Here is a 22,641-nt window from a genome sequence, read left to right on the forward strand (position 1 = left end):
CAACCAACTCCCAAGGAAGCGAGGCACTGTGGTCGCAAGCGATCTGTGGACCTTCCGCGACGACCGGGGGCAGGAGGTGACAGCCGCACGCACGCCCCGGCGCCTCGTCGCCTACGCGCAGGCGGCGGCCGTGCTGGCCGAGCACGGGGTGCCCGTTGCCGCGGTCTTCGGCTCACCGCACGACGAGCCGGGCACCGACCCCGTCGAACGGGAGACCCCCGGCCTCCGGGACGTCGCCTACCTGGGCGCCGGAGCGGAACTGACCGCGCAGGACATCGCGAGGGCCGAGCCGGAGTTGCTGGTCACCGTCACCTACGACGGCGAACGGCTCTACGGCATAGGGCCCGACCTGCACAAGGCGCTCGAACCGTCCTTACCCCTGGTCGCCCTCCACGTCGGCCCTGGCACGCACCTGGCGGACGTACGGCATCGCTTCGCAGCACTGGCCGGCACGCTGGGCCCGGCCCACCAGGACGCCACGGCGCCGCCCGCGACGGGACAGGGGCGGGAAAAGGGACGGGGACAGGAACAGGAGCAGGAACAGGAGCAGGAACAGGAGCAGGAACAGGAACAGGAACAGGAACAGGAACAGCGTCAAGGGCTGGACGGCAGCGTGGGACGGCTCGGCGGCGCGGCGCAGGCGGCCCCGCACGTGGGGGTGTTGGCGCTCTCGCCCGCCGGCACCGGCCAGGCGCACGTGGCACGCCCGGCCGGCTGGCCACTGCTGGAAGAGCTCACCCGGGCGGGCGTGCGGATGCTCGACCGGCCCGCTGCGGGCGCCAGTTGGGCGACGTGCGGCTGGGAGGAGCTGGCCGGTCTCGAGCCCGACGTCATCCTGCGCGACATCCGGGCGAACGCGACCCCCGACGCGCAGTTGGCGGACGTGGCCGCCTGGCGGCGGATGAGTCGCCGCGCCCAGGTGCTGTCCTGGAACCCCGAACTGCCCTTCACCGCCGACGCGGTCGCCTCCTTCCTGGACGCGGTGGCCGACGCGCTGCACAGGGCCGCGACGCCGTAGCCCGCCCCGTCGCAGCCGCGCTCAGGCGGGGTCAGCACGGCCTCCCTCGCCCTTCGCCGGTACCCGGCCGTCGTCGCTGAGCGTCCGCCACAGGAAGGTGTGCACCACGGCATCGACGTAGGCGGCCTGCTCGGGGTCGGCGGCCCCGGCGTGGCCGCCGCCGGTGTTCTCGTAGTAATGGACGGGCAGCCCGAGTTCCCGCATGCGCGCGGCCATCTTGCGGGCGTGGCCCGGATGGACGCGGTCGTCGCGGGTGGAGGTGGTCAGCAGCAGCGGCGGGCAGGTGCCGCCCGCTTCCCGGCCCATCCCGGGGCGCAGATTGTGATACGGCGACCAGCGCAGCAGATGGGCGCGGTCGCGGGGGTCCTCCGGGTCGCCGTACTCGGCGACCCAGGACGCCCCGGCCAGGAGCCGGTGGAAGCGCAGCATGTCCAGCAGCGGCACCTTGGCGACGACCGCGCCGAAGAGTTCGGGGTGGCGGGTGAGCATGACGCCCGTCAGCAGTCCGCCGTTGCTGCCGCCGCAGATGCCGATCCTGCTGGACGTGGTGACGCCCCGCAGGACCAGGTCGCGGGCCACCGCCGCGAAGTCGTCGAACGCCCGGTCGCGGTCGGCTCCGAGCGCGGCCTGGTGCCAGGCGGGCCCGTACTCGCCGCCGCCGCGGATGTTGGCGATCACGTAGGTGCCGCCGCGCTCCAGCCACGCCCGGCCCGTCACGGCCGAGTGGAAGGGCGTCAGGGAGACCTCGAAGCCGCCGTAGCCGTACAGCAGGACGGGCCGGGGACCCTCCTGTCCTGCGGCCCCGACCACGAAGTAGGGCACCCTCGTCCCGTCAGCCGAGACGGCGAAGTGCTGCCGCACCAGCAGCCCCTCGGTGGAGAAGCGGGACGGTGCCCGCTTCAGCGTCTCCACTTCCGAAACGCCCGCCAGGGTGCGGCACAGGGTGGCGGGCTGCGTGAATCCGGAGACCGCGAAGAAGACCTCCTCCGCGCTGTCACCGTCCTCGTCGGGCGAGGTCGCCGTCACCCCGGCCGACGACAGCGCGGGCACCTCACCCAGTGGGCGACGCGACCAGGTGCCCGAGCCCGAGGGGGTCAACAGGTGCAGATGGGAGGAGACATCGGTCAGTGTCTCCAGGACCAGGTGGTGGCGGGTGGTGGCGTACCCCTCCAGGACGGTGCGCTCGTCGGGCGTGAACAGCACCTCGTGGGAGCGCTCGCCCCGCAGGAAGCCGTCGAAGTCGAACGCCAGCAGCGCCCCGGCGGGCCGCTCCAGCCACGGCGAGCGCAACGTGATCAGCAGCCACTGCCGGTGCACGCCGACCAGCGCGTCCTCGGGCGCCTCGATGCGCACCGCGGGACCGTCCTGGCTGAGGAGGAAGCGCTCGCTGTGCCAGAAGTCGCGGTTTCTCACGGCCAGATCGCGCTCGAAGCCGGGCGTGGGGTCGTGCCGTGCCCTGACGGACACGTCCTCGTGGTCCCCCTCGAAAACGACAGGAGCAGCCGCGAGCGGGGTGCCGCGGCGCCAGCGCCGCACCGTGCGCGGATAGCCGGAGGCCGTGAGGTCGCCAGGGCCCGCGTCGGTGCCGACGAAGAGGTGGTCCTCGTCGATCCAGCTGACAGAGGTCTTGGCCTCGGGCAGCCGGAACCCGTCCGCCACGAACGCGGCGGCGTCCATGTCGTACTCCCGCACGACGGTCGCGTCCGCGCCGTCCCTGGAGAGCTTCACCAGCGCCCGCCTGTGCTCAGGCCGCAGGACGGCGGCGCCCGCCCACGTCCACGGCACGCCCTCCTCGTCCGCCAGCGCGTCCACGTCCAGCACCGTCTCCCAGTGCGGATCGGGCGTGCGGTACTCCTCCAGGGTGGTGCGCCGCCACACCCCGCGCAGGCGGGTGGTGTCGCGCCAGAAGTTGTACAGGTGCGGGCCGCGTCGCACCACATACGGGATGCGCGCGGAGTCGCCGAGGACCTCGCGCACCTCCTGGCGCAGCGCCTCGAACCCCGGGTCGGCGGTCAGCTCCGCCACGGTTTCGGCGTTCCGCTCGCGCACCCAGTCGAGCGCGGCGTCGCCTTCGATCTCTTCGAGCCACAGATACGGGTCGTCATCCTCCATCACCCCGCCATTGTCGGCCCCGCAGCGGTGAGCCCCCGCCACGCGCCCCGCACGGGGCACGTGGCGGGGGCCCACTCCGGCGTTTCGGAGCGCCGCGTCAGGCGCCGGCGCGCGCGGACGGGGGCCGCGCCTGATCGCGGGGCGCGGGACCCTCGTCGACGAGATGGTCGGCGGGTCCCTCCGGGTCGAGCAGCCTGCCGAGGCGGCCCGGCACGTCGAAGCCGACGAGCAGGACCACGATCATCGTCCCGGCGAAGGTGAGGAGGGCCAGGGACTGGCCGAGGTCCATGCCGGAGGCGAGTTTGGCCCCCAGCACGGGGGCCACGGCGCCGCCGAGTGCCCCCACGTTGTAGGTGAAGCCCAGCGCGGCGGCCCGGCTGCGGGTGGGGAAGTGGCCGCCGATGTAGCGGGGCAGCAGCCCCGAGATGCCGAAGCTGGTGGCCTGCAGGAAGAACAGCAGGACGCCGAGCAGCAGCAGGTTGCCCTCGACCGCGAAGACGGGGAAGACGAAGACCAGCGAGGCCACCAGGGTGAACGCGTAGGCCTTCTTGGTGCCGATCCAGTCGCCCACGAAACCGGCCAGCCAGCAGCCGACCATCGTGCCGAAGCCCGCGTAGTACAGCGCGTTGGTGACCTGGTCGGGGCTGTAGCCGAGGTCCGATTTGAGATAGGTCGGCAGCAGCGCCTGGATGGGCCAGGAGTACAGGAAGGCGAAGAAGATCGTGACGATCATCGACACGTAGAGCAGCCAGCCGCGCCGGCCGCCCAGTTGCACGGCGAAGGCCACCAGGGCGAGTCCGGCGATCACCGACAGCACCGGAACCAGGCCCTCGCCCAGCGGTGTGAAGACGGCGAAGAGCGAGACGGTGGCCGCCACGGCCAGTACCACGTTGGCCGTCCCCCTGGCCCGGGTGGCGAACAGCGGACGGAACGGGTTGGGGCGCTCCTCCCGCTCGCCCACCTCCGCCTTCCAGTCCGCCGCCTCGGGCAGCGCACGCCGCATCCACAGCGCGATGACGATGGGGATCAGCCCCACGTAGAACATCCAGCGCCAGCCCAGCGTGGGCACCACCCACTTGTAGACCTCCGCGGCCAGGACGGTGCCCACCGAGTAACCGGAGATCAGGAAGCCGCTGGCCCGGTTGCGCATCCGCACCGGCCAGCTCTCCATGACGTAGGTGGCGCTGGCGGAGTACTCGCCGGCCATGCCCATGCCGATGGCGAGCCGGGCGACGAACAGGCTGGTGTAGTCCCAGGCGAACCCGCAGGCGAAGGTGCCCAGCGAGTACAGCAGAATACTGACCACCATCGACAGCTTCCGCCCGAAGCGGTCGCCGAGGGCACCCAGCAGGGCGCCGCCGAGCCAGCGGGTGATGAAAGCGGCCGAGACGAGGCTCGCGGCCTGGACGGTGTCGAGGCCGAAGTCGTCGCTGATCTCGGTCAGTACGAGCGTGATCAGGACGAAGTCGAAGCCGTCGAGGAGGTAACCGATCCAGGCGGCGAAGAAGGCCTTCCACTGGCTGCGGCCCACCTGGCGGTACCAGGGCGGCTGAGCGGGGGCGGTGTGGTGCACGGTGACTCCATGATGCCGGACGGACTCGTCGTCGAGCGCCGTCGGGAACGAGCGGCTTGCGGCGCGGCTGCGTCAGGGGCGGGCGAGGCGCTCCACGAAACGGCCCGTCAGCGCCGTGGGTGCGGTGATGGCGGTGCCGACCACGACGCTGTGAGCGCCCAGGGCCAGGGCCTCGGCCGCCTCGTCGGGGGTGTTGATCCGGCCCTCGGCGACGACGGGCACGTCGAGCGCTTCGGCGAGGGCGGCGACCAGCCGCAGGTCGGGGCCGGCCTGCCGGGGCGTTCCCGGCACGTAGCCGGACAGGGTGGAGGAGACCAGGTCGGCGCCGTCGCGGGCCGCGGTGACGCCCTCCTCGAAAGTCGAGACGTCCGCCATGACCAGGGCGCCGGCCTGGTGGACCGCCGTGACGAGCTGGGCGAACGTGCTGCCGTCTGGGCGGGGCCTGTCCGTGGCGTCGGCGGCGACGACGTGGGCCCCGGCGTCCGCGACGGCCACGGCGTGGCGCACCGTCGGCGTGATGTAGACGCCGGTGTCGCCGTCCTTCCACAGGCCGATCACGGGCAGGGAGACGGCGGCGGTGACGGCGGCGACCACCTCGGGCTCGTTGACCCTGATACCCGCGGCCCCGCCGGCCGCCGCGGAGTGGGCGAGCCGCACGAGGGTGCCGGTCTCCCGCATCGGGTCGCCGGGCGGCGCCTGGCAGGAGACGATCAACCGGCCCTTGACGGCGTCTGCGACGGATGAGGTCATCGTGTTTCTCCCGGGTGGTGGAGGGTGACGGTGCGGGTGAGCAGCGCGGCGCCGAGGACGGCAGCGTCCGGGCCGAAGCGGGGGCGCACGGGGCGCAGATCGCGCAGCGGCGGCATCAGCTCGGCGCGGAAGGCGTCGGTGAGCGCGGACCAGTAGCGGTCGCCGACGCGCGGGACACCGCCGCCGACGACGACCCGGTGCGGGCCCACGACGTTCGCGAGCCCGCCCAGGGCCCGGCCGGTGGCGCGGGCCCCGGTGGCGAGGGCGCGCTCCGCGGCGGTGTCGCCCGCCGAGGCGTGCGCGGCCACCGTCTCCAGGCGGTCGGCGCGGCGACCGCTCAGCCGCTCGTACAGCGCCGTCATGGCGGGCCCCGAGGCGATCACCTCGAGATGCCCCGTGCCGCCGCAGGTGCACGGCAGACCGGCGGCCTCCGGGCTCGGCAGGTGGCCCAGGTGCCCGGCGATGCCCGCGCTGCCGTGCAGCATCCGGCCGTCCACGGCCACCGCGCCCCCGATGCCGGTGCCGATCGCGGCGTAGACGAAGGAGTCCTGCGTATCATCCGGCGCCGGCAGCTCGGTGGCGGCGGTGGCGCGCACGTCGTTGTCGCAGGCGACCGGCAGTCCCGTGCGGCGGCTGAGGCCCGCCGCCAGCGCCGTACCGGCCCATCCCGTCAGGGAGTCGGTGGCGCTGGTGACGGTGCCGGTGCGCGGATCGATCACGCCGGCGGCGGCGACGCCGATCGCCGCCGCGCCGTCGTCGACCTCGCGCGCCGCGGCGGCCAGCGCGTCGAGGACCGCCTCGGCCCCCTCGCGGGCGGGGGTCGGCCGGTGGTGGTGCCGCAGTACCGCACCGTCGGGACCGACGAGCGCAGCGGCGATCTTGGTGCCGCCCAGGTCGAGGCCGATCACCGCCGTGGCGCGGGCGGCGGGCTGCGAGGTGCGGGCCGTGGTCATCGGACGGTGGTCAGACCGGCGTCGCGCAGCCGCGCGCCGACCTCGGCGATCGCCGTGGCGTCCAACGGGATCTGCGGGAAGGCGGTGTCGCCGCACTCGATGACGCCCAGCAGCCGCAGGGCGGCCTTGAAGGCGCCGAGCGCGGAGGAGCTGCGCCCCATGTCCGCCTCGGGGCCTGCCTCCACCAGGGCGAACAGGGAGGTGAGCCGCTCCTGCTCCTTGGCCGCCAGCAGCCAGTCGCCCGACCTGGCCGCCTCCCACAGGCGCACGTAGCCGGCCGGGTCGACGTTGCCGAGGCCGGGGACCACGCCGTCGGCGCCGGCCAGCAGCGCCGCGTCCACGGTCAGTTCGGAGCCGGTGAGCACGGAGAAGCCGGGGGCGCATCCGGTGGCCCGCCCCTCGCGGCCGCCGAGCTCCACCAGCAGGCGGCGCAGCGACCCCTCGTCACCGCTGCTGTCCTTGAGCCCTGCCAGGGTGCCGTCCGCCGCGAGCTCGCGCACCAGGGCGGGGGAGAGCTTGCTGTGCACGGAGACGGGCAGGTCGTAGGCGAACAGCGGCAGGTCGACGCGGTCGCGGACGCGGCGGAAGTGTCCGGCGGTCTCGCGCAGGTGCGTGCGCGTGTAGAAGGGGGCGGTCGCCACGAGGCCGTCAGCGCCGAGCTTCTCCGCTTCGCGTGCGTGGTCGAGCACCCGGTGGGTCGTGGTGTCGATGACGCCGGCCAGCACCGGTACCCGGCCGCCGACGGTCTCCACCACGGTCTTGAGGGCGGTGCCGCGCTGGCGGTCGGTGAGGTAGGCGACCTCGCTGGTCGAGCCGAGGGTGAAGAGCCCGTGCACTCCGCCGCCCAGCAGGTGCTCGACCAGCCGGGAGAGGGATGCGGTGTCGACCTCTCCGGCGCTGTCGAGCGGGGTGCACACGGGCGGGACGATCCCGCTCAGGGGCGCGGTCACAGGCATGGTGGTACTCCACAAGTCGCTGAAGCGGGCGGCCGGTTGCCCGACGGGGCACCCGCGAACATAGGATGTAAGACGTCTTATGTCTGTACTCTAGGTGGCCCCGACACGTGTCATCAAGAGGTAATGGGTCACAATCCACAGCGGGCCGTCGGAGAACGGGTCACCGCAGCCGGGTCACCCGAGAAAGGAACGCACGCGTGCCACGCACCACGGTGTCTGAGGATCTGCAGGCGCGGATCCGGCAGCTGATCCTGGACCGCGGTCTGGGCCCGGGCTCGCCGATGCCCACGGAGACCGAGCTCGTGGAGCTCTTCGACGTCAGCAGGGTCTCGGTGCGCGAAGCGCTCAAGGCCCTTCAGGCCCTGCGCGTGGTCGAGATCCGGCGCGGCTCGGGCACGGTCGTCGGCTCGCTCTCCATGGCGCCCTTCGCCGAGGGGCTCGCGTTCCGCGCGGCGGTGCGCCACCGCCACGGCGAGGCGGGGCTGTACGAACTGATGCGGGTGCGCGAGGCGCTGGAAGCCGGCCTCATCGTCGGTGTGGCCGCCTCCGTGCCCGCCGAGGACCTCGACGTCCTCCGGGGGATCGTCGCCGCCATGGAGCGCGAGGCTCGCGACGAGGGCGGCATCGCCAGGGCCACCGACCGCGCCTTCCACCTGGCCCTCTACAGGTCGCTCGACAACCACCTGCTGAGCGAGGTGCTCGACGCCTTCTGGGCGGCCATGGAAAAGGTGCGCGGCGACTTCGACGGAGGCCATCAGGACCCGCTGATCACCTGCGCCCACCACCGGGAGATCGTGGACGCGGTCGCGGCCGGGGACGGCCCGCGCGCCGAACGCGCGATGCGCACCCACTTCGACGGCATCCGCGAACGGCTCCTCGCGGGCTAGGGCGTCTCGTTCGGATCTTGCTGGGCTCGCGGGCCCCGGCACGCACTCTCGCGGCCGGGGGGACCCCCATCCTCCGCCTTGCGAGACGGTGAGCGAACACTCTGCCCCACCGTGGCAGTTGGCCGCCAGCCGGCCTTCCAGGGGGGAGCGCGCGGGCGGAGCCACCGGCTCCCGATACCCGTGTCCGAGGTATTGACCGGTCATTTGAGCCACTACTACGGTCCTTTCATGTCAGCGCCGTTGTACCTCCGGATCCGCAGCGAGTGGGAAGCCCGCATCAGATCCGGCGAACTGCCCCCCGGCTCCCGGCTCCCCACCGAGGCCGAGTTGCAGGAGCAGTACGGGATCGGCCGCGCCACCGCGCAGCGGGTCCTGCACGAACTGGCCCAGGCAGGGCTCGTCGAACGGCACCGCCGCCGCGGCACCTTCGTGGCGGACAGCGCCCGCAAGGAGAATCTGCTCAGATTCGTGAACCCCCGGCTGACAGGACCGGAGATCCCGGGACGGCACGAGGTCCGCAGCGCCGCCGTCGTCCGCGCCGCGGAGGTGACACCGCCGGTGGCGGGACTGGCGGACGACACGCCGGTCAACCACCTGGTGCGCCGCAAGTTCGACGTCGAGGAGACCCCTCTCGCCCTGGAGTACACCACCGTCCCCTTCGCGCTCGCCCCGCACCTGCTCGACGAGGACCTGGCCCACCTGACCCTCCTCTCCTACTTCCGCGCACACCGCGTCCCCGTGGCGACCTCGCGGATGTACCTCGACCCCGTACTGCTCGACGAGCGGGACGCCGGGCTGCTCGCCTGCGACCCCGGCATCCCCGTGCTGCGGCAACGCAGGCTGACCTGGCTGGCGAACGGGGAGCTCGCCGAGGCGGCGGCGTACCTGCTGCGGCCCGGCCTCATGGAGTTCTACATCGAGCAGTCGGTCAGCGGTGACTGACCACCCCACCCGTACCGCGTGCTCACGCGATCCTCCGTAAGGAGCTTGCTCATGACGGCTTCCGCACCTCGTGTGGCGATCGTCGGAACCGGCGTCATCGGCGCCATGACGGCCTGGCAGCTGGCCATGCGGGGCGCCGACGTCCTCGCGTTCGACGCTTACGGGCGCGGACACGACCGGGGAGCTTCGGCCGGCGAGTCCCGCATCTTCCGCACCGTCTACAAGGAGGGCGCCTCCTACGTCCCGCTGCTGCGCCGATCCCACCGGCTGTGGCGTGCCCTGGAGGCGGACTGCGGCCGCTCACTGCTGACCCTGTGCGGCGGCCTGACCATCGGAGCGCCCGACGAGCCCGACGTGGCGGCGGTGCGGCGCTGCGCCGAAGAGGCCGGGCTCCCGCACGAGGTCCTCGACGCGGCGGCCGCCGCCGAGCGCTACCCGCAACACCGGCTCGACCCGGGCGAGATCGCCGTCCGCGACCCCGACGCGGGCGTCCTGCGCCCCGAACCCTCGGTCCAGGGCGCGCTCGACGCGGCCGAGCGCCACGGCGCGCGGGTCCTCTCCTACCACCGCGTGGAGGAGTGCGCCGAAACGGCGGCCGGCTGGCGGGTCACGGCCGAGGGGCAGACCCACGAGGTCGACCACCTCGTGCTCACGCCGGGACCGTGGTCACCGCACCTCGCGCCCACGAGCGGCATCCCCGTGCGGGCGCGGCTGATCACCGCGTGCTGGTTCGCCGCCCGTGACGTGCCCGCCCACCAGCCGGAGCGCCTGCCCATCGCCATTCGCCGCCACCCGGACGCGGGCTTCTCCTGCTTCCCCGTCCTCGACGGCGTGGCCGTCAAGATCGTGCCGCACCACCTCGGCTGGCCCGGACTCGACGACCCCGCGGCACTCCCGCGCAGCGCCGCCCCCGACCTCGCCCGCGCGGCCTCCGCCGCCGTCCGGCGCCTGCTGCCGGGACTGGCACCCGACCCCGTCCGCATCAGCACGTACGCGGAAGGGTTCACCCCCGACGAGCACCCCGTCGTCGGCCCGCTCCCCGGCGCGGCGAACGCCACCGTGGCGACCGGCTTCTCCGGGCACGGGTTCAAGCTCGCGCCGGTCTTCGGCCAGATCGCCGCCGATCTCGCCCTGAACGGCAGCACGGAGCACGACATCACACCGCTCGACCCGCGGCGGTTCGCCCCGGCGGCCGCGCGGCGGTAACCACCGCCGCTGCCGGGCGCCGCGGTACCCCGCCCCTTCGTCCCGCGGCAACCGTCCCTGTTCAGCCCGCATCCCGCTCGCCCCGGTTCCCCACGCCCGTCCCGCCCTCGGCCGCACCACCGCCGCCGCGCACCCGGTCCGCGCCGCAGCGCTGGGACCTCCCACTCCCGAGCGTCTGCGCGCAGGCGCACCACCCCCGCCAGACCGTGCCCCTCCCGCTCACCGGGCACCGTCACCGATCCGCCGCACCCACCGTCCCCGCCCCCTGAGCGCCCTCCCCGCACCGCCCGTGTGCCCGTCCGGGTCCGGGTGGTGGTCCCGCCATGTCCCTGGAGGCATGCCATGCCCGGAAACTCCACCGGCCAGATCGTCGCCATCGTCCTCGCGAGCCTGCTCATCATCGCGCTCGGCGCCCTGCTGTCCCTGTACTTCGGCAAGCGGGCGAAGAACTCGGACGACTGGCTCGCCGCACCCGAGTCGCTCCCGCTCGGCGTCGTCGTGATCACACAGTTCGCCACCGCTGTCGGCGGCGGGGTGCTGATCGCCCACGTCGGCATCGCCTACGCGGCGGGCTGGTCCGTCTTCGCCTACGAGGGCTGCGTCCTGCTGGGCTTCCTGGGGCTCACCCTGATCGCCCGCTGGCTGCGCGAACAGCGGTTCACCACCGTGCCCGACATCGTCAGCAGACTGTTCGGCGCCAGCAGGCCGGTCACCGCGATGGCCGGAGTCGCGGCGCTCATCGTGCCGTTCGGCTGGCTGGCCACCCAGTTCGTGGCCTTCGCCAAGCTGTTCGGCGAACTGACCGGCATCTCCTCGACGGTGCTCATCCTCACCATCACGGCGGGCTCGCTCGTCTTCGTCCTGCCGGGCGGACTGACCTCCGTGGTGTGGACGGACTTCGTCTTCGGCATCTTCAAGATCGTCATGTCGCTGGTGGTGGCCGGCTACGCGATCCACCTCGCGGGCGGCTGGAGCGGAGTGACCGGCAGCGTTCCCGCACGCCTGTGGCAGCCCAGCGGGCTGACCGCGGCCGGCGGTGAACAGATCTGGCTGTGGGTGGCGGCCATCGTCCCCGGAACGCTGACCAACCAGCTCTACTTCCAGCGGGTGTTCGCCACCAAGAAGGTCTCCGACGCCCGCCGTGGCCTGGTGCTGTCCGGAGTGACGATCCTCGTCGGCGGCCTGTACGCCGGGTGCATCGGCCTGGCCGTGCGCGCCATGAACCCCGGCCTCGACAACCCGGAGGACGCGGCGGGCTGGCTCATCACCCGGCTGCCCGCGGTACTGCTCGTCGTCTACGGAGCCTTCCTGGTCGCCACGATCATCTCCACCACGGGCGCCGCGCTGCAGTCCGTCGTCGCCAACGTGATCCGCGACCTCTACCAGAACGTCTTCGGCCGGGGCCGCGGAGACCGCGAGACCGTGTCGCTCTCCCGGATCGTCACGGTGCTCGTGGCCGCGCTCGCCGCCACCCTGGCCATCCTCTTCCCGAGCGCGCTGGACTGGTTGGTCGCCAGCTACGCGTACTCGGCCGCCACCCTCGCCGCACCCGTCTTCGGCGGATATCTGCTGCGCCGGAGGTTCCCTCTGCGGCCGGCCGCCGCCCTGGCGAGCATGCTCGCCGGAATCGCCGGATGCGCGAGCGCCCAACTCCTCGACACGACCGTGCCGTACGCGGTCTACGGCATCGCCGCGTCGGTGCTCGCGCTGCTGGCCTTGCTGGTGCCGGGCGCGCGCGGCCGTTCCACCGGGCCACGCGCCTCGGACTCCGCCGAGCCGCTGTCCGTCCAGAAGGGGTGACGGAGGGGGCGTCGTCGACCGGTCGGGCAGAGCCGGCCGCTCGGCAGGAGACGCCCGGTCGACATGCCCCCGCCCGGCCGGCCGAAGCCGAGTGGCCGGCCGAAGCCACAAGGCGGGCAGGAGCCGCAAAGGCCGGAAAGACGCGAAAGGAAGACATCAGTGCGTATCGCTGTCGTGGGACTGGGAGTCATCGGGGCCGCCGCCGCGAGGTCGTTGGCGCTGGCCGGGGCGGAGGTGACGGTCTTCGAGCGCACCGCGCCCGCGGCCGGCACCACCGGCACCACGTTCGCCTGGATCAACTCCCACCAGAAGAACCCGCTGCCCTACCACGAGCTCAACGTCGCCGGGATCGCCGAGCACGAGGCTCTCCAGGGACCCGGCGGCCAGTGGTTCTTCCGTGGCGGCAACCTGGAGTGGGCGCACCCGAGCGGCCAGGCGCACCTCGCCGCGGCGCTCGCGGAACTGCGCCGCCGCGACTACCCCGCGGAGTGGATCACGCCCGCGCAGGCCAGGAGACTGGTCCCGGACCTGCGCGTACCCGACGAGGTGAGCGACATCGCCTGGTATCCGCTGGAGGGTCACGTGCTGCCGGCCGCGCTGCTGGGCCGGCTGTGGGGGGAGGCGCGCGACCACGGTGCCGTACTGCGCTGCCCCGAGGAGGTCGTCGCCGTCACCGACGAGGGCGGGCGTGCCCGCCTGACCTCGGCGTCCGGCGAGAGCGAGTGCCACGACGTGGCCGTTCTCGCGGCGGGCCGCTGGAGCGAGGGCCTGGCGGGCGAGTCCGGGTTCGCCCTGCCGATGGCCGACCCGCAGGCCGCCGGATCGGCCACCGTCGGCCTGCTCGGCTACACGGCGCCGCTGGCCACCCGCCTGGGGCGGGTGCTCACCACTCCGGAGCTGAACGTGCGTCCCGAGGGAGGCGGCCGCCTGGTCGTGCAGGGCCTCGACCTCGACGCGGACGCCGACCCCGCCGCCCCACCGCCGCCCGACGGCGCGCACGCCCGTGAGCTGGTCGCGCGGCTGCGCGTGCTGCTGGCGGGCGCAGAGGGGGCCCGCCTGGAGTCCCTCCGCGTGGGGCAGAGGGCGATGCCCGCCGACGGCAGGACGGCCGCCGGGTTCAACGACGGTGGCTCCGTGTACGCGATCGCCACGCACAGCGGGATCACCCTCGGTCCGCTCCTGGGCCGGCTGGCCGCGGAGGAGATCGTGAGGGGCAGGGAGAGCCCGCTGCTCACGGAGTTCCGGCCCGGCCGGTTCGCGGGTGTCGACAAGGGCGCCTTCGCCCCGCTCGCTCCGGCGCGGTTCGCGGGCCAGCAGTAGTGGCCGGCGCCGCCACGGGAGGCGCACCTCCTCCCGTGGCGGCGCGGGGGCCGGCAGCCGAGACGCCGACGAACTTGTTCGTGACGAACATGTTCGTTATCGTCTCGAGTATGACACCCCGCCCCACCCACGAGAGCCGCCGGGAGCGCCCGGCGAAACCCGCGCTCAGCCACGACCGCATCGTCGCCGCGGCCGTCCGCGTCATGCGGACCGAAGGGCTGCGGCGCGTCACCATGAGGCGCCTGGCCACGGAGCTGGACACGGGTCCCGCCTCGCTGTACGTCTACGTCGCGAACACGGCCGCACTGCACGCCGCCGTCCTGGAGGAACTCCTGGGCGAGGTGGACCTCGGCCCCGTGGCGGCTCCGGGGGAGTGGCGCGAGCGGCTCGCCGCCGTGCTCGTCTCCTACACCCGCGTGCTCTTCGCCCACCCCGAGCTCGCGCACTCGGCCCTCGTGGCCCGCCCTGCGGGGCCCCACTACCTGGCCCTGGTCGAGGGGGTGCTGGCGCTGCTCCACGAGGGAGGCGTCCCCGGGGGGCAGGCGGCGTGGGGCGTGGACGTGCTCCTCCAGGTGGCCACCGCCACCGCGGCCGAACAGTCCGCACGCCAGGACGACGACGCGGCCAAAGAGGAGCACCACGCACTGGTGCGGGCGCTTGCCGAGGCGCCGCCCGGCACCCACCCCCGGATCGCCGCGCTCGGCGACGACCTCACCTCCGGCACCCCGCACCAGCGCCTGCGCTGGATCTTCCAGGCGGTCGTCAACGGCACGTCGGCCACACCACGGGAGGCGACCTGACCCGCGCCCCGGCGGAACGAGCACCGACCTGAATCCCCGTACCGAACGCACCGCCCCAGAAAGGTCCAGCACATGACCCCTCATTTCCCCATCGCCGTCGTCGGAGGCGGGCTCGGCGGCCTGACGCTCGCCCGCGTGCTGCACGTCCACGGCATCGACGTGCCCGTCTTCGACCTCGACGCCTCCCCGCGCGCCCGCACCCAGGGCGGCATGCTCGACATCCACGAGGACACCGGACAGGCGGCGCTGCGTGCGGCGCGTCTGCACGAGGACTTCCTGGCGAAGGTGCACCCCGGAGGCCAGGAGCTGCGCGTCATGGACAAACACGGCCGCGTCCTGCGCGAGGACGGCGACGACACGGGAGGACGGCCCGAGATCGACCGGGGCGACCTGCGCGACCTGCTGCTGTCCTCACTGCCCGGGGACACCGTGCGCTGGAAGGCCAGGGTGCTCTCCTGCCGCGCACTGGGGGAGGGCCGGCACGAGGTGACGCTGGCCGACGGCACGGCGTTCACCACGGATCTGCTCGTCGGCGCCGACGGGGCCTGGTCCCGGGTCCGCCCCCTCGTCAGCGGGGCGACGCCTGCCTACACCGGGGTCTCCTTCGTCGAACTCGACCTGCTGGACGCGGACGCGCGCCACCCCGCGTGCGCCGAGACGATCGGCCGCGGCATGCTCTTCGCGCTCGGTGAGGAGAAGGGGCTGCTCGCCCACCGCGAGACCGACGGCTGCCTGCACATCTACGTGGCCCTCCGGGCGGACGAGGCCTGGCTGGCGGCCCTCGACCGCACCGACGGCGGCGACACGGTGAAGACCACCCTCCTGCGGTACTTCGAGGGCTGGGACCCCGCCCTGCGCCGGCTCGTCGCCGAGGCGGACGGCCGTCCCGTGCCGCGCGCCATCCACGCGCTGCCCGTCGGGCACCGGTGGGCCCGCGTCCCGGGGGTGACCCTTCTCGGTGACGCGGCCCACCTGATGTCCCCGTTCGCCGGGGAAGGCGCCAACCTCGCACTCATCGACGGCGCCGACCTCGGCCGCTGCCTGGCCGGTCATCCGGGGGACGTCGAGGCGGCGCTGGCGGCGTACGAGGAGACGCTCTTCTCGCGCGCGGCGCACGCGGCCGGGGAATCCGCGCGGGGCCTGGAGATCCTCTTCTCCCCCGACGCGCCCCGGCCGCTGCTGGAGATGTTCGACGGCCTCGACGCGGAACCGCGCAGGCCCTGAAGCGGACCGCCGGGGCCTTCGCCGCGGGCATCCCGCGGTCCGCTCAGGACCGGCCGCCGCCTTCGGTGAGAGGCGCCCCACGGCCTACGGTGAGAGGCGCCCCACGTCCCGACGGAGCGAGGTGCTCTAGGACCAGACCTCGCCGACCCACTCCGGGTGGTCGACGAAGGGGTTGCGGTTGTGCTGGAACTGGTCGTATATGACGTCGTTGCGCCGCTTCTCGAAGTCGTCCGGCGGGTCCTGCTCGCTCCACTGCTTCAGCACGGACAGGCGTCCCAGGTTGGGCGCTGAGCCGTTGTCCACCTTGTCGTTGGGCTCCAGGTCGGGGTGCGAGTCGTCGCCCTCGTAGCGGACGGCCATGTACAGCACCATGCGGGCCACGTCGCCCTTGACCTCGTCACGGGGCTCGAACGAGTCGTCGTCGGTGAAGTTGCCCGGCGCCTCGCCGACTTCCTCGCCTCCCTCGTCGAAGTCCTTGTTGCCGCGCTGGCTGTTCACGCTGACGTCCGTGGGGCGCAGGTGGTGGACGTCCGTGCCGGGCCCTGGCGAGGTCCCGAAGTCGCCGTGGGACTTGGCCCACACGTGCTCACGGTTCCACTGGTCGGCGCCTCCTCCGTTGTCGTCGGCGCTCTGCGAGCGGCCGGAGTAGAGGAGGACGACTTTCGAGGAGTCTGCCGGGTCCTGGTCGGTGGCCTTGAGCGCGTCCCACACCTGGTCGTAGGAGAGCGTCTCGGACTCCTTGATGATCCCGTGCAGCGCCGTCTTGAGCTCGGGGCCCGTCTTGCCGTCGGCGTCGTTGTAGTAGTCGTCGGGCGCGGCGTAGGGGGAGGCCGCGGGGGAGTGGGGGGAGTCGGGGCTGAGTGGCATCGCCGCCACCGGCGCCTGGGCCAGCGCTAGCAGCGTCGCGGTACCGAGGGTGACAGCCAGAGGAGCGCGAAGAGCACGCATGGGGGGTCCTCTCGACGGTGCGGTTCCGCCTCCGGGGCGTCAACGGCTCCGGGAGCGGCCCGCATTGGGCATGTGACCGGGCAGCCTGCCACACTTTCGAACACGTGCAAGAGGGGGCACGTGTTCGCAGTGGGGTCTCGCGCGTGCCCCGGCGGCGCCTGCGGTGCGCGTCGGCCCGGGTCCGCACGGGTCCGCACGGGGTGCGCTCACTGGTCGTCGGCGCGTTCAAATGCGGTCACTGAGTGGTCAGTTCCGAAAGTGTGCCGGTCATTTTGCGCGCATCCCTGGCATGTTCCCGTGGAATTTGCCGGAACGGGCGACCCCTGGCATGCAAATGCGTAGCGTCAGCCTCACCGTCCGTGTCCGGGCGGTATCAACCGTCGTCCGCGTGGCGTGGCGTGGCAGGGCAGGGCGCTGCCGTGCTGTGCCGTTCTGTTCCGTGCCGTTCCGGGGAGGGGGTACAGCGTGTCCGGAATCGACGCATGCCTGCTCGAGGTGATGCGCTTACCCGGTGCGCGCAGTGCCGCCGTCGTCGACTGGATCAGCGGGCTGGCACTGGGGGTCGCGGGGGACGCGCCAGGAGGCGACCACGAGGCGGCCGCCTGCGAGACGGCCGAACTGGCCCGCATGGTCGCCGAGAACCGCTCGTTCGGACCGCTCGCCGCACCGACGCCGCAGGAGTTCGACACCGCACCGTCCGTCGAGGACGTCATCGCGACGAACAGCGACAGCTACCACCTGCTGCGGTTCGTCACCGGCGCGCTCGAAGGCACCCTCTTCCTCCACCTGTGGCTCGCCCGCGACGAGGGGAACCTCGCACTGGCGCGCATCCGGCTCGGTGAGATAGCGGATCGGATGGTGCTGTGATGCGCTACGCCGTCCCACTGCCCGTCCCCGTCCTCGGGCCCGCGGCCGCACCACTGCTGAGAATGCCGCCCGAGTCCGGCCGGCAGCGCCCCTCCCGTCCCCAGCCGCAGGCCCGCCGTGCGGGCGGCGTCCCCTCCCCCGAGGAGCAACGGGCCCCGGCGGGACCCGCTCACGGCGTCCCTCCGCGCGACGCCGTACCCCGCACCAGCGCCCCCTCGATGCTGCACCGGCTCGCTCACGAGCGTGCCACCGGCGCCTTCACGCGGGCAGGAGGCACCCTCTTCCTCGTCGAAGGGCGGATCGCACACGCGGAAAGCCCGGCGGCGCCCGCGCTCGAACTCCTGCTGACGGGCGCCGGGTGTCCCTCCCGCACAGGCCGGCGCCACCCCGCGGCCCCACCGGATGTCGCCCCCTCGGCTTCCGCCCCACCGGCTGAGATGGACACGCACGCGATGCGGAGCCTCGTCGAGGCGGGACGCGTGCCGGGCGGGACGCTGGAGCTGTGCGCGCGCCTCGCCCTGTACGACGCGGCGTTCTTCGTGCTGGAGTCCGCAGGCGGTCCCGGACGCTTCCGCAAAGGGGTGCGGCACTGGCTCGGGGGCACCCCAGGCGCCGCCGGTGCCGTGACACTCGCGGCAGCGGAACGGGAGACGGCGCGCCGCCGGGCGCTTCTCGACCGCATCTGGCCCGACGCCCGCCTGGACGTCCTGCCGCCCGTACCGACCGCGGCGGTGGCCCGCACCGACACGCCGCCGGCTGCGTCCGGGGCCCCGGCGCGCACGGCGGCGGGCGGCGGCGCCGGGCTGGTGCCCGCACGCCGCCTCGCGGTGCTGGAACTGGCCGACGGCGTGCGCAACGCCACCGACTTGGCGCGGGCCCTGGGCCGACCCGCCTTCCACACCCTCGTGGACCTGCGCAGACTGGCGGCCGCGGGACTGGTCGTAGCGCAGGGCGCCGGAGCCCGCACGGACACCGGGGGCCGGCCCGTTGACCTCGTGCCCGTCCGGACGCCGGAGGCCACCCCGCGGCCGACCTCGGCGATCGCTCCGCCCTCGGACCCGAGGCTCGCCCCGCCGCGGGCCGCGGCGGCTGAACCGTCGCAGACCACGATGGCTGAACCCCCCGCGGGCGCTCCGGGGGAGGGGGCCGCTGTGGCGCCGCCCGCCGTGTTCCCCGACCCGGACGTCGCGCTGCTGCGCAGGCTCAGGGACGCACTGGAGGCCCTGTGATCAGCAGGTTCAGGCAGCGTGCCGAAAGGAGAGTGCTCGTGGTGGCGGAGCCGGGCGTGAGCGAGGAACTGCACGGACTGCTGGCCAGGGCTCCGCAGATCGGCGGGGCGCTGGCGGCCACCGTCGACGGCTTCGTCCTCGCCGAGGCCCTCGGCCCCGCGCGGCCCGCACAGACCGGCCGGCCCGCACAGACCGGCCGGCCCGCGCAGGCCGCTCAGACCGCGCAGCGACCAGACGCGGAACCGCTGGCCGCTCTCACCGCCGCCGCGCTGGGGCTGGCTTTCCGGATGAACGAGGCGACCGGGCGCGGCGCCTTCCGCGAGCTGCTGATCCACGGGGAGCTGGGGTATGTCGCCACCTACGCGGCGGGCCCTTCCGCCGTGCTCACACTCCTGGCGGACGACCGCGCCAACGTCGGCCGTCTGCATCTGGAGGGGCGGCGCACCGCGGGGCGCATCGGAGAAGCCCTCGCCGCCTCCCGGCACTCACCGCCCCCGCCGCCCACCTCGCCCCCGGCTCCCGCCGGCGGCTGGGGCGAGGCCGGCGGCGCCCGCACCCCTCCCGAGGACGAGCCCCGCAGGCCACCGCTCGAGAGGCGCAGACGGAATCCGCCGTCACCGATGTGACGTGCGGGCGCACCGCACCACCACCCGCGAACCGCACCACCCACCCGACGAAAGGCAGCACAGCGTCATGGCCAACACCGAAGCCTCCCTCAAGGAAGCGATGGGCAGCATCGACGGCGCGATCGGGGTGGCCCTGGTCGACTACACCAGCGGCATGGCCCTGGGGACCGTCGGCGGTGGCAAGAACTTCGACCTGGAGGTCGCCGCCGCCGGGAACACGGACGTCGTGCGCGCCAAGCTGCGCACGATGGAACACCTCGGACTCCAGGACGAGATCGAGGACATCCTGATCACCCTCGGCACGCAGTACCACCTGATCCGCCTGCTGAGAGCCAAGAGCGGCAACGGGCTGTTCCTCTACATCGCCCTGGACGCGGGCAAGTCCAACCTCGCCATGGCGCGGCACCAGTTGCGCCGGATCGAGGCGCACCTGGAGGTGTGAGAGACCGGCGGAACCCACCGCGCCTCCCCTTCCGCCGGGGTAGGGGAGGCGCGGTGCGGTGTGGCGGGCGGGCTCAGGAGCGCCGCACCGGCTTCGCCGAGCGGGACCTCTTCCCGGTGTCGCCGGTGAGTGTCACTGCCAGGGGCGTGGCGGTGAAGACGGACGACCAGGTGCCGACCACGATCCCGATGAGCAGCGCCAGGGCGAAGTCGGTGAGGGAGTCGCCGCCCAGGACGGCCAGCGCGGAGAGGATGAACACCGCGCCGAGACCGGTGTTGACGGTGCGGGGCAGCGTCTGGAGCACCGCTCGGTTCGCCAGTTCGGGGAAGGGCGCGGTGCGGCGGCCCCGGCTCAGCTCCCTGAGCCGGTCGAAGACGACGATGGAGTCGTTGACGGAGTAACCGATGACGGTGAGGAGCGCGGCCAGGAACACGCCGTCGAGTGGTTTGCCGAGCCAGGCGAAGACCCCGACGAGCACGAGGACATCGTGCGCCATGGCGACCACCGCGGCCGAACCGAGCAGCCAGCGGAAACGCGCCGCGAGGTAGAGGAGTTGCGAGCCCAGGGCCACCGCCAGGGCGATGAGCGCTCCTTGGCGCAGTTCCTCGCCGATGCTGGGCCCGACCACCTCGTCGCGCAGTTTCTCCGCCTCCCCGGCCAGGCCGCTCACCGTCGCGGTGACCTCTTCCTCGTCGGCGTTGGACAACTCGTCCGTGCGCACCGTGAGGTTGTCGTCCCCGGAGGACTGCACGACCGCGCGCGGGAAGCCGGCGTCGGCGAGGGCGGCCCGCGCCTTGTCCGGGTCGACGGACTCGGTGGTGGTGTACTCGATGAGCCGGCCGCCGGTGAACTCGACGCCCAGGTCCAGGCCGCGGACGGCGATGCCCGCGGTGGCCAGGAGGACGGCGGCCGCCGAGGCGGCCAGCCACCGCCGCGGATGGCGCATCAGGTGCGGGTCGCGGCGCAGCAGCCGGGCCCGCACCGCTCCCGCCCCCGCGATACCCGACAGCCGGGGACGCTGCCGCACCGCGCGCCGGGAGGCGGCGAACTCGGCGAGCACCCGCGTGATCACCAGGGCGCTGAACATGGACGCGATGACGCCGATGCCCAGGGTGACTCCGAAGCCGCGCACCGGCCCGGAGGCCAGGAAGAACAGCAGCGCCGCGGCGATGAGCGTGGTGATGTTGGAGTCGGCGATCGCGCTGAACGCGTTGCGGAAGCCGGCCGCGAGTGAGGTGCGGGTACTGGGCCTGCTGCGGGCCGCGTACTCCTCCCTGGCTCGTTCGAACACCAGGACGTTGGCGTCCACGGCCATGCCGATCGCCAGGACGAATCCGGCCAGACCCGGCAGGGTCAAGGTGGCGCCGAGAGCGGCCAGCGCCGCGTAGGACAGCAGGCCATAGCAGGCCAGTGCGACGACGGCGAGCGCCCCCATGAGGCGGTAGACGGTGACGATGAACAGCGCGGTCAGCCCGGTGCCGACGACGGCGGCCCACGCGCTGGCTTCGATGGCCTCCGCGCCCAATGTGGGACCGACGGTGCGCTGTTCGACGGTCTCGACCGGCACGGGCAGGGCCCCGCCGTTGATGAGGAGCGCCAACTCGCGTGCCTCCTCGTGGCTGAACCGTCCCGTGATCTCGGTGGAGCCCCCCGTGATGCCGGTACGGCAGGTGACCGACGGGTCGACCTGGGGCGAGGAGATGACCTTGTCGTCGAGGACGATCGCCACCCGGCGCGCGGGATCGCCGGGCGGTTGGCAGGCTGCCTGACCGGTCAGCCCGGCCCACCCGGCACGCCCCTTGCCTTCGAAGTCGACGGTGACGTGCCAGCCCGTACCGCGCTGCTGGTCGATGCGGGCGTCGGCGCTCTTGACGTCCTCTCCGGTCAGTGAGGCAGCCGCCAGGCGCAGGGGATCGCCGGAGTCGTCCTTGAGCACCCGCTCGCGGTGCGGGCCGCGGTCCTTGCCCTTCTGTGCGCTCTTGTCGGGCTTCTCGGCGGCGCCGAGGACCTCGTGGAAGGTCAGCTGCGCGGTACGGCCCAGCACCTCGGTCGCCTTCTCGGGGTCCTGCACCCCGGGCAGTTCGACGATGATCCGGTTGTCCCCGGACCGGGTGAGCGTGGGTTCGGTGACGCCGAGGGCGTCGATGCGGCCCCGCAGTACCTCCACGGTGCGGTCGGTCGCCTCGCTGTCGGCGGCCGCCGTGGGGGTGGAGCGGGTTTCCAGGACGATCTGGGTGCCGCCCCGCAGGTCGAGTCCGAGGCGGACCGGCACGGTGGCGGCGATGAAAACGGAGAGAGCGAGCACGGCGAGTGCGCACAACGCCCTCACGCGCAGGGAACGCGTCACAGGGATCTCCAACAGGCATGCCGCGGCCACGGCAGGGCGCAGCGGCAGAAGGAAGAAAGGGGAAAGTGGGGTAAGAGCGAAAGGTTCAGCTGCCTGGAGGAGGGGGAGGGCTGCGGCCCCGGTGCGTGGGCTGCTGTTCTCCGTCCGGCACGTCACGGGCGCAGGACGTCGGCCACGGGCTCGGGGGTGCGGGACGGATGAGAGGCGCGGAGGGGAGCGCGGCCGCCGGATGGGGCGGGGAGTGCGGTCGCTCCCTGCCGCCGGCGGAGTGGGCCCACGCCGCGGCGGCGCGCGGGGCCGCGCACTCCTCGTCCGGCTGCGTGCACGCCTCCTCGACGGGCGAGGCCGAGGGGACGGAGAAGGCCGAGGCGGCTGGAGAGGCCGAAGGGGCGGACGAGGCGGAGGCGGCAGCGAAGGCCGAGGTGGCGGAGACGGGTGCGGCAGGGGTGGGCCGCGGCCCGTTCCCCGTACCCGCGTCGCCGGCCAGGCCCGCCCAGAGCGCCAGGAAAGCCGCGAACAGGGCGAGAAGCGCCCTCACCCGGCAGGCGCGGCCACGCGGTGGCGCGGGGCGCGACGTTCGGCTCATTCCCCGCCCCCTCCCTCGCAGCGGACTCGCACGGTGATGTCGGATCGTGTGCCGC

Annotated in this window: 20 protein-coding genes; 13 read left to right on the forward strand and 7 right to left on the reverse strand. The window is 73.4% G+C overall.

Annotation, left to right across the window (positions count from 1 at the left end; all coding sequences use genetic code 11):
• Positions 1 to 28 precede the first annotated feature (28 nt).
• On the forward strand, positions 29 to 1,018 hold the full coding sequence (locus DTL70_RS33345) for an ABC transporter substrate-binding protein (protein WP_181860699.1): 990 nt from the start codon (positions 29 to 31) through the stop codon (positions 1,016 to 1,018).
• Between the two features lie 21 nt (positions 1,019 to 1,039).
• On the opposite strand, the gene DTL70_RS00205 is transcribed toward DTL70_RS33345, so the two are convergent.
• The 5 genes from DTL70_RS00205 to DTL70_RS00225 form a co-directional block, all read right to left on the reverse strand.
• A complete protein-coding gene (locus tag DTL70_RS00205; protein WP_114019744.1) occupies positions 1,040 to 3,130 on the reverse strand; it encodes a prolyl oligopeptidase family serine peptidase in 2,091 nt (696 codons plus the stop codon).
• A gap of 97 nt (positions 3,131 to 3,227) precedes the next feature.
• Complete coding sequence (locus DTL70_RS00210) at positions 3,228 to 4,703, reverse strand: sialate:H+ symport family MFS transporter (protein ID WP_114019745.1); 1,476 nt, start codon at positions 4,701 to 4,703, stop codon at positions 3,228 to 3,230.
• Between the two features lie 72 nt (positions 4,704 to 4,775).
• Complete coding sequence (locus DTL70_RS00215) at positions 4,776 to 5,453, reverse strand: N-acetylmannosamine-6-phosphate 2-epimerase (RefSeq protein WP_114019746.1); 678 nt, start codon at positions 5,451 to 5,453, stop codon at positions 4,776 to 4,778.
• Complete coding sequence (locus DTL70_RS00220) at positions 5,450 to 6,406, reverse strand: ROK family protein (RefSeq protein WP_114019747.1); 957 nt, start codon at positions 6,404 to 6,406, stop codon at positions 5,450 to 5,452. The genes DTL70_RS00215 and DTL70_RS00220 overlap by 4 nt, the downstream gene beginning before the upstream one ends.
• Entirely contained in the window at positions 6,403 to 7,362 is a 960-nt protein-coding gene (locus DTL70_RS00225; protein WP_114019748.1) for a dihydrodipicolinate synthase family protein, read from the reverse strand. The genes DTL70_RS00220 and DTL70_RS00225 overlap by 4 nt, the downstream gene beginning before the upstream one ends.
• Positions 7,363 to 7,559: 197 nt before the next feature.
• On the opposite strand from DTL70_RS00225, the gene DTL70_RS00230 reads away from it, so the two are divergent.
• From DTL70_RS00230 to DTL70_RS00260, 7 genes are all read left to right on the forward strand, one after another.
• Positions 7,560 to 8,249: a FadR/GntR family transcriptional regulator gene (locus tag DTL70_RS00230; protein ID WP_114019749.1), complete on the forward strand. Its 690-nt coding sequence runs from the start codon at positions 7,560 to 7,562 to the stop codon at positions 8,247 to 8,249.
• Positions 8,250 to 8,477: 228 nt separating this feature from the next.
• Positions 8,478 to 9,191, forward strand: coding sequence for a GntR family transcriptional regulator (locus DTL70_RS00235; RefSeq protein ID WP_114019822.1), 714 nt, complete (start codon positions 8,478 to 8,480; stop codon positions 9,189 to 9,191).
• Positions 9,192 to 9,242: 51 nt separating this feature from the next.
• The gene (gene solA / locus DTL70_RS00240; RefSeq protein ID WP_114019750.1) at positions 9,243 to 10,397 is read left to right on the forward strand and encodes an N-methyl-L-tryptophan oxidase; all 1,155 of its coding nucleotides are present in this window, start codon (positions 9,243 to 9,245) and stop codon (positions 10,395 to 10,397) included.
• A gap of 342 nt (positions 10,398 to 10,739) precedes the next feature.
• Entirely contained in the window at positions 10,740 to 12,197 is a 1,458-nt protein-coding gene (locus DTL70_RS00245) for a sodium:solute symporter family protein (protein ID WP_114019751.1), read from the forward strand.
• Positions 12,198 to 12,356: 159 nt separating this feature from the next.
• Positions 12,357 to 13,517: an NAD(P)/FAD-dependent oxidoreductase gene (locus tag DTL70_RS00250; protein ID WP_114019752.1), complete on the forward strand. Its 1,161-nt coding sequence runs from the start codon at positions 12,357 to 12,359 to the stop codon at positions 13,515 to 13,517.
• Positions 13,518 to 13,627: 110 nt separating this feature from the next.
• Positions 13,628 to 14,317, forward strand: coding sequence for a TetR/AcrR family transcriptional regulator (locus tag DTL70_RS00255; RefSeq protein ID WP_181860700.1), 690 nt, complete (start codon positions 13,628 to 13,630; stop codon positions 14,315 to 14,317).
• Positions 14,318 to 14,389: 72 nt separating this feature from the next.
• Positions 14,390 to 15,541 carry an FAD-dependent oxidoreductase gene (locus DTL70_RS00260; RefSeq protein ID WP_114019753.1) on the forward strand — a complete coding sequence of 384 codons (1,152 nt, stop codon included), beginning with the start codon at positions 14,390 to 14,392 and terminating at the stop codon, positions 15,539 to 15,541.
• Between the two features lie 126 nt (positions 15,542 to 15,667).
• On the opposite strand, the gene DTL70_RS00265 is transcribed toward DTL70_RS00260, so the two are convergent.
• A complete protein-coding gene (locus DTL70_RS00265) occupies positions 15,668 to 16,489 on the reverse strand; it encodes an endonuclease I family protein (protein WP_114019754.1) in 822 nt (273 codons plus the stop codon).
• A gap of 465 nt (positions 16,490 to 16,954) precedes the next feature.
• On the opposite strand from DTL70_RS00265, the gene DTL70_RS00270 reads away from it, so the two are divergent.
• From DTL70_RS00270 to DTL70_RS00285, 4 genes are all read left to right on the forward strand, one after another.
• Positions 16,955 to 17,356: a hypothetical protein gene (locus tag DTL70_RS00270; RefSeq protein WP_114019755.1), complete on the forward strand. Its 402-nt coding sequence runs from the start codon at positions 16,955 to 16,957 to the stop codon at positions 17,354 to 17,356.
• A complete protein-coding gene (locus tag DTL70_RS00275) occupies positions 17,356 to 18,585 on the forward strand; it encodes a hypothetical protein (protein WP_114019756.1) in 1,230 nt (409 codons plus the stop codon). Before DTL70_RS00270 ends, DTL70_RS00275 begins: the two co-directional genes overlap by 1 nt.
• 38 nt (positions 18,586 to 18,623) lie before the next feature.
• Complete coding sequence (locus DTL70_RS00280; RefSeq protein WP_114019757.1) at positions 18,624 to 19,211, forward strand: roadblock/LC7 domain-containing protein; 588 nt, start codon at positions 18,624 to 18,626, stop codon at positions 19,209 to 19,211.
• Positions 19,212 to 19,278: 67 nt separating this feature from the next.
• Entirely contained in the window at positions 19,279 to 19,653 is a 375-nt protein-coding gene (locus DTL70_RS00285) for a hypothetical protein (RefSeq protein ID WP_114019824.1), read from the forward strand.
• A gap of 73 nt (positions 19,654 to 19,726) precedes the next feature.
• Here the strand turns inward: DTL70_RS00285 and secD are convergent, their stop codons facing one another.
• The gene (gene secD / locus DTL70_RS00290) at positions 19,727 to 22,000 is read right to left on the reverse strand and encodes a protein translocase subunit SecD (protein WP_114019758.1); all 2,274 of its coding nucleotides are present in this window, start codon (positions 21,998 to 22,000) and stop codon (positions 19,727 to 19,729) included.
• Between the two features lie 197 nt (positions 22,001 to 22,197).
• Here secD and DTL70_RS00295 point away from each other — a divergent pair, with 197 nt between their 5' ends.
• Positions 22,198 to 22,623, forward strand: coding sequence for a hypothetical protein (locus DTL70_RS00295; protein WP_114019759.1), 426 nt, complete (start codon positions 22,198 to 22,200; stop codon positions 22,621 to 22,623).
• Positions 22,624 to 22,641: the final 18 nt, after the last annotated feature.

The organism is Streptomyces diacarni (genome assembly GCF_003323715.1).
GTDB lineage: Bacteria > Actinomycetota > Actinomycetes > Streptomycetales > Streptomycetaceae > Streptomyces > Streptomyces diacarni.

Bases quoted from the DNA above. Each gene is read 5' to 3' on its own strand.
- DTL70_RS00260 (WP_114019753.1), top strand. From the start codon at position 14,390: ATGACCCCTCATTTCCCCATCGCCGTCGTCGGAGGCGGGCTCGGCGGC.
- DTL70_RS00265 (WP_114019754.1), bottom strand. From the start codon at position 16,489: ATGCGTGCTCTTCGCGCTCCTCTGGCTGTCACCCTCGGTACCGCGACG.
- DTL70_RS00235 (WP_114019822.1), top strand. From the start codon at position 8,478: ATGTCAGCGCCGTTGTACCTCCGGATCCGCAGCGAGTGGGAAGCCCGC.
- solA (WP_114019750.1), top strand. From the start codon at position 9,243: ATGACGGCTTCCGCACCTCGTGTGGCGATCGTCGGAACCGGCGTCATC.
- DTL70_RS00245 (WP_114019751.1), top strand. From the start codon at position 10,740: ATGCCCGGAAACTCCACCGGCCAGATCGTCGCCATCGTCCTCGCGAGC.
- DTL70_RS00225 (WP_114019748.1), bottom strand. From the start codon at position 7,362: ATGCCTGTGACCGCGCCCCTGAGCGGGATCGTCCCGCCCGTGTGCACC.
- DTL70_RS00255 (WP_181860700.1), top strand. From the start codon at position 13,628: ATGACACCCCGCCCCACCCACGAGAGCCGCCGGGAGCGCCCGGCGAAA.
- DTL70_RS00295 (WP_114019759.1), top strand. From the start codon at position 22,198: ATGAGAGGCGCGGAGGGGAGCGCGGCCGCCGGATGGGGCGGGGAGTGC.
- DTL70_RS00220 (WP_114019747.1), bottom strand. From the start codon at position 6,406: ATGACCACGGCCCGCACCTCGCAGCCCGCCGCCCGCGCCACGGCGGTG.
- DTL70_RS00285 (WP_114019824.1), top strand. From the start codon at position 19,279: ATGGCCAACACCGAAGCCTCCCTCAAGGAAGCGATGGGCAGCATCGAC.
- DTL70_RS00205 (WP_114019744.1), bottom strand. From the start codon at position 3,130: ATGGAGGATGACGACCCGTATCTGTGGCTCGAAGAGATCGAAGGCGAC.
- DTL70_RS00215 (WP_114019746.1), bottom strand. From the start codon at position 5,453: ATGACCTCATCCGTCGCAGACGCCGTCAAGGGCCGGTTGATCGTCTCC.
- DTL70_RS00275 (WP_114019756.1), top strand. From the start codon at position 17,356: ATGCGCTACGCCGTCCCACTGCCCGTCCCCGTCCTCGGGCCCGCGGCC.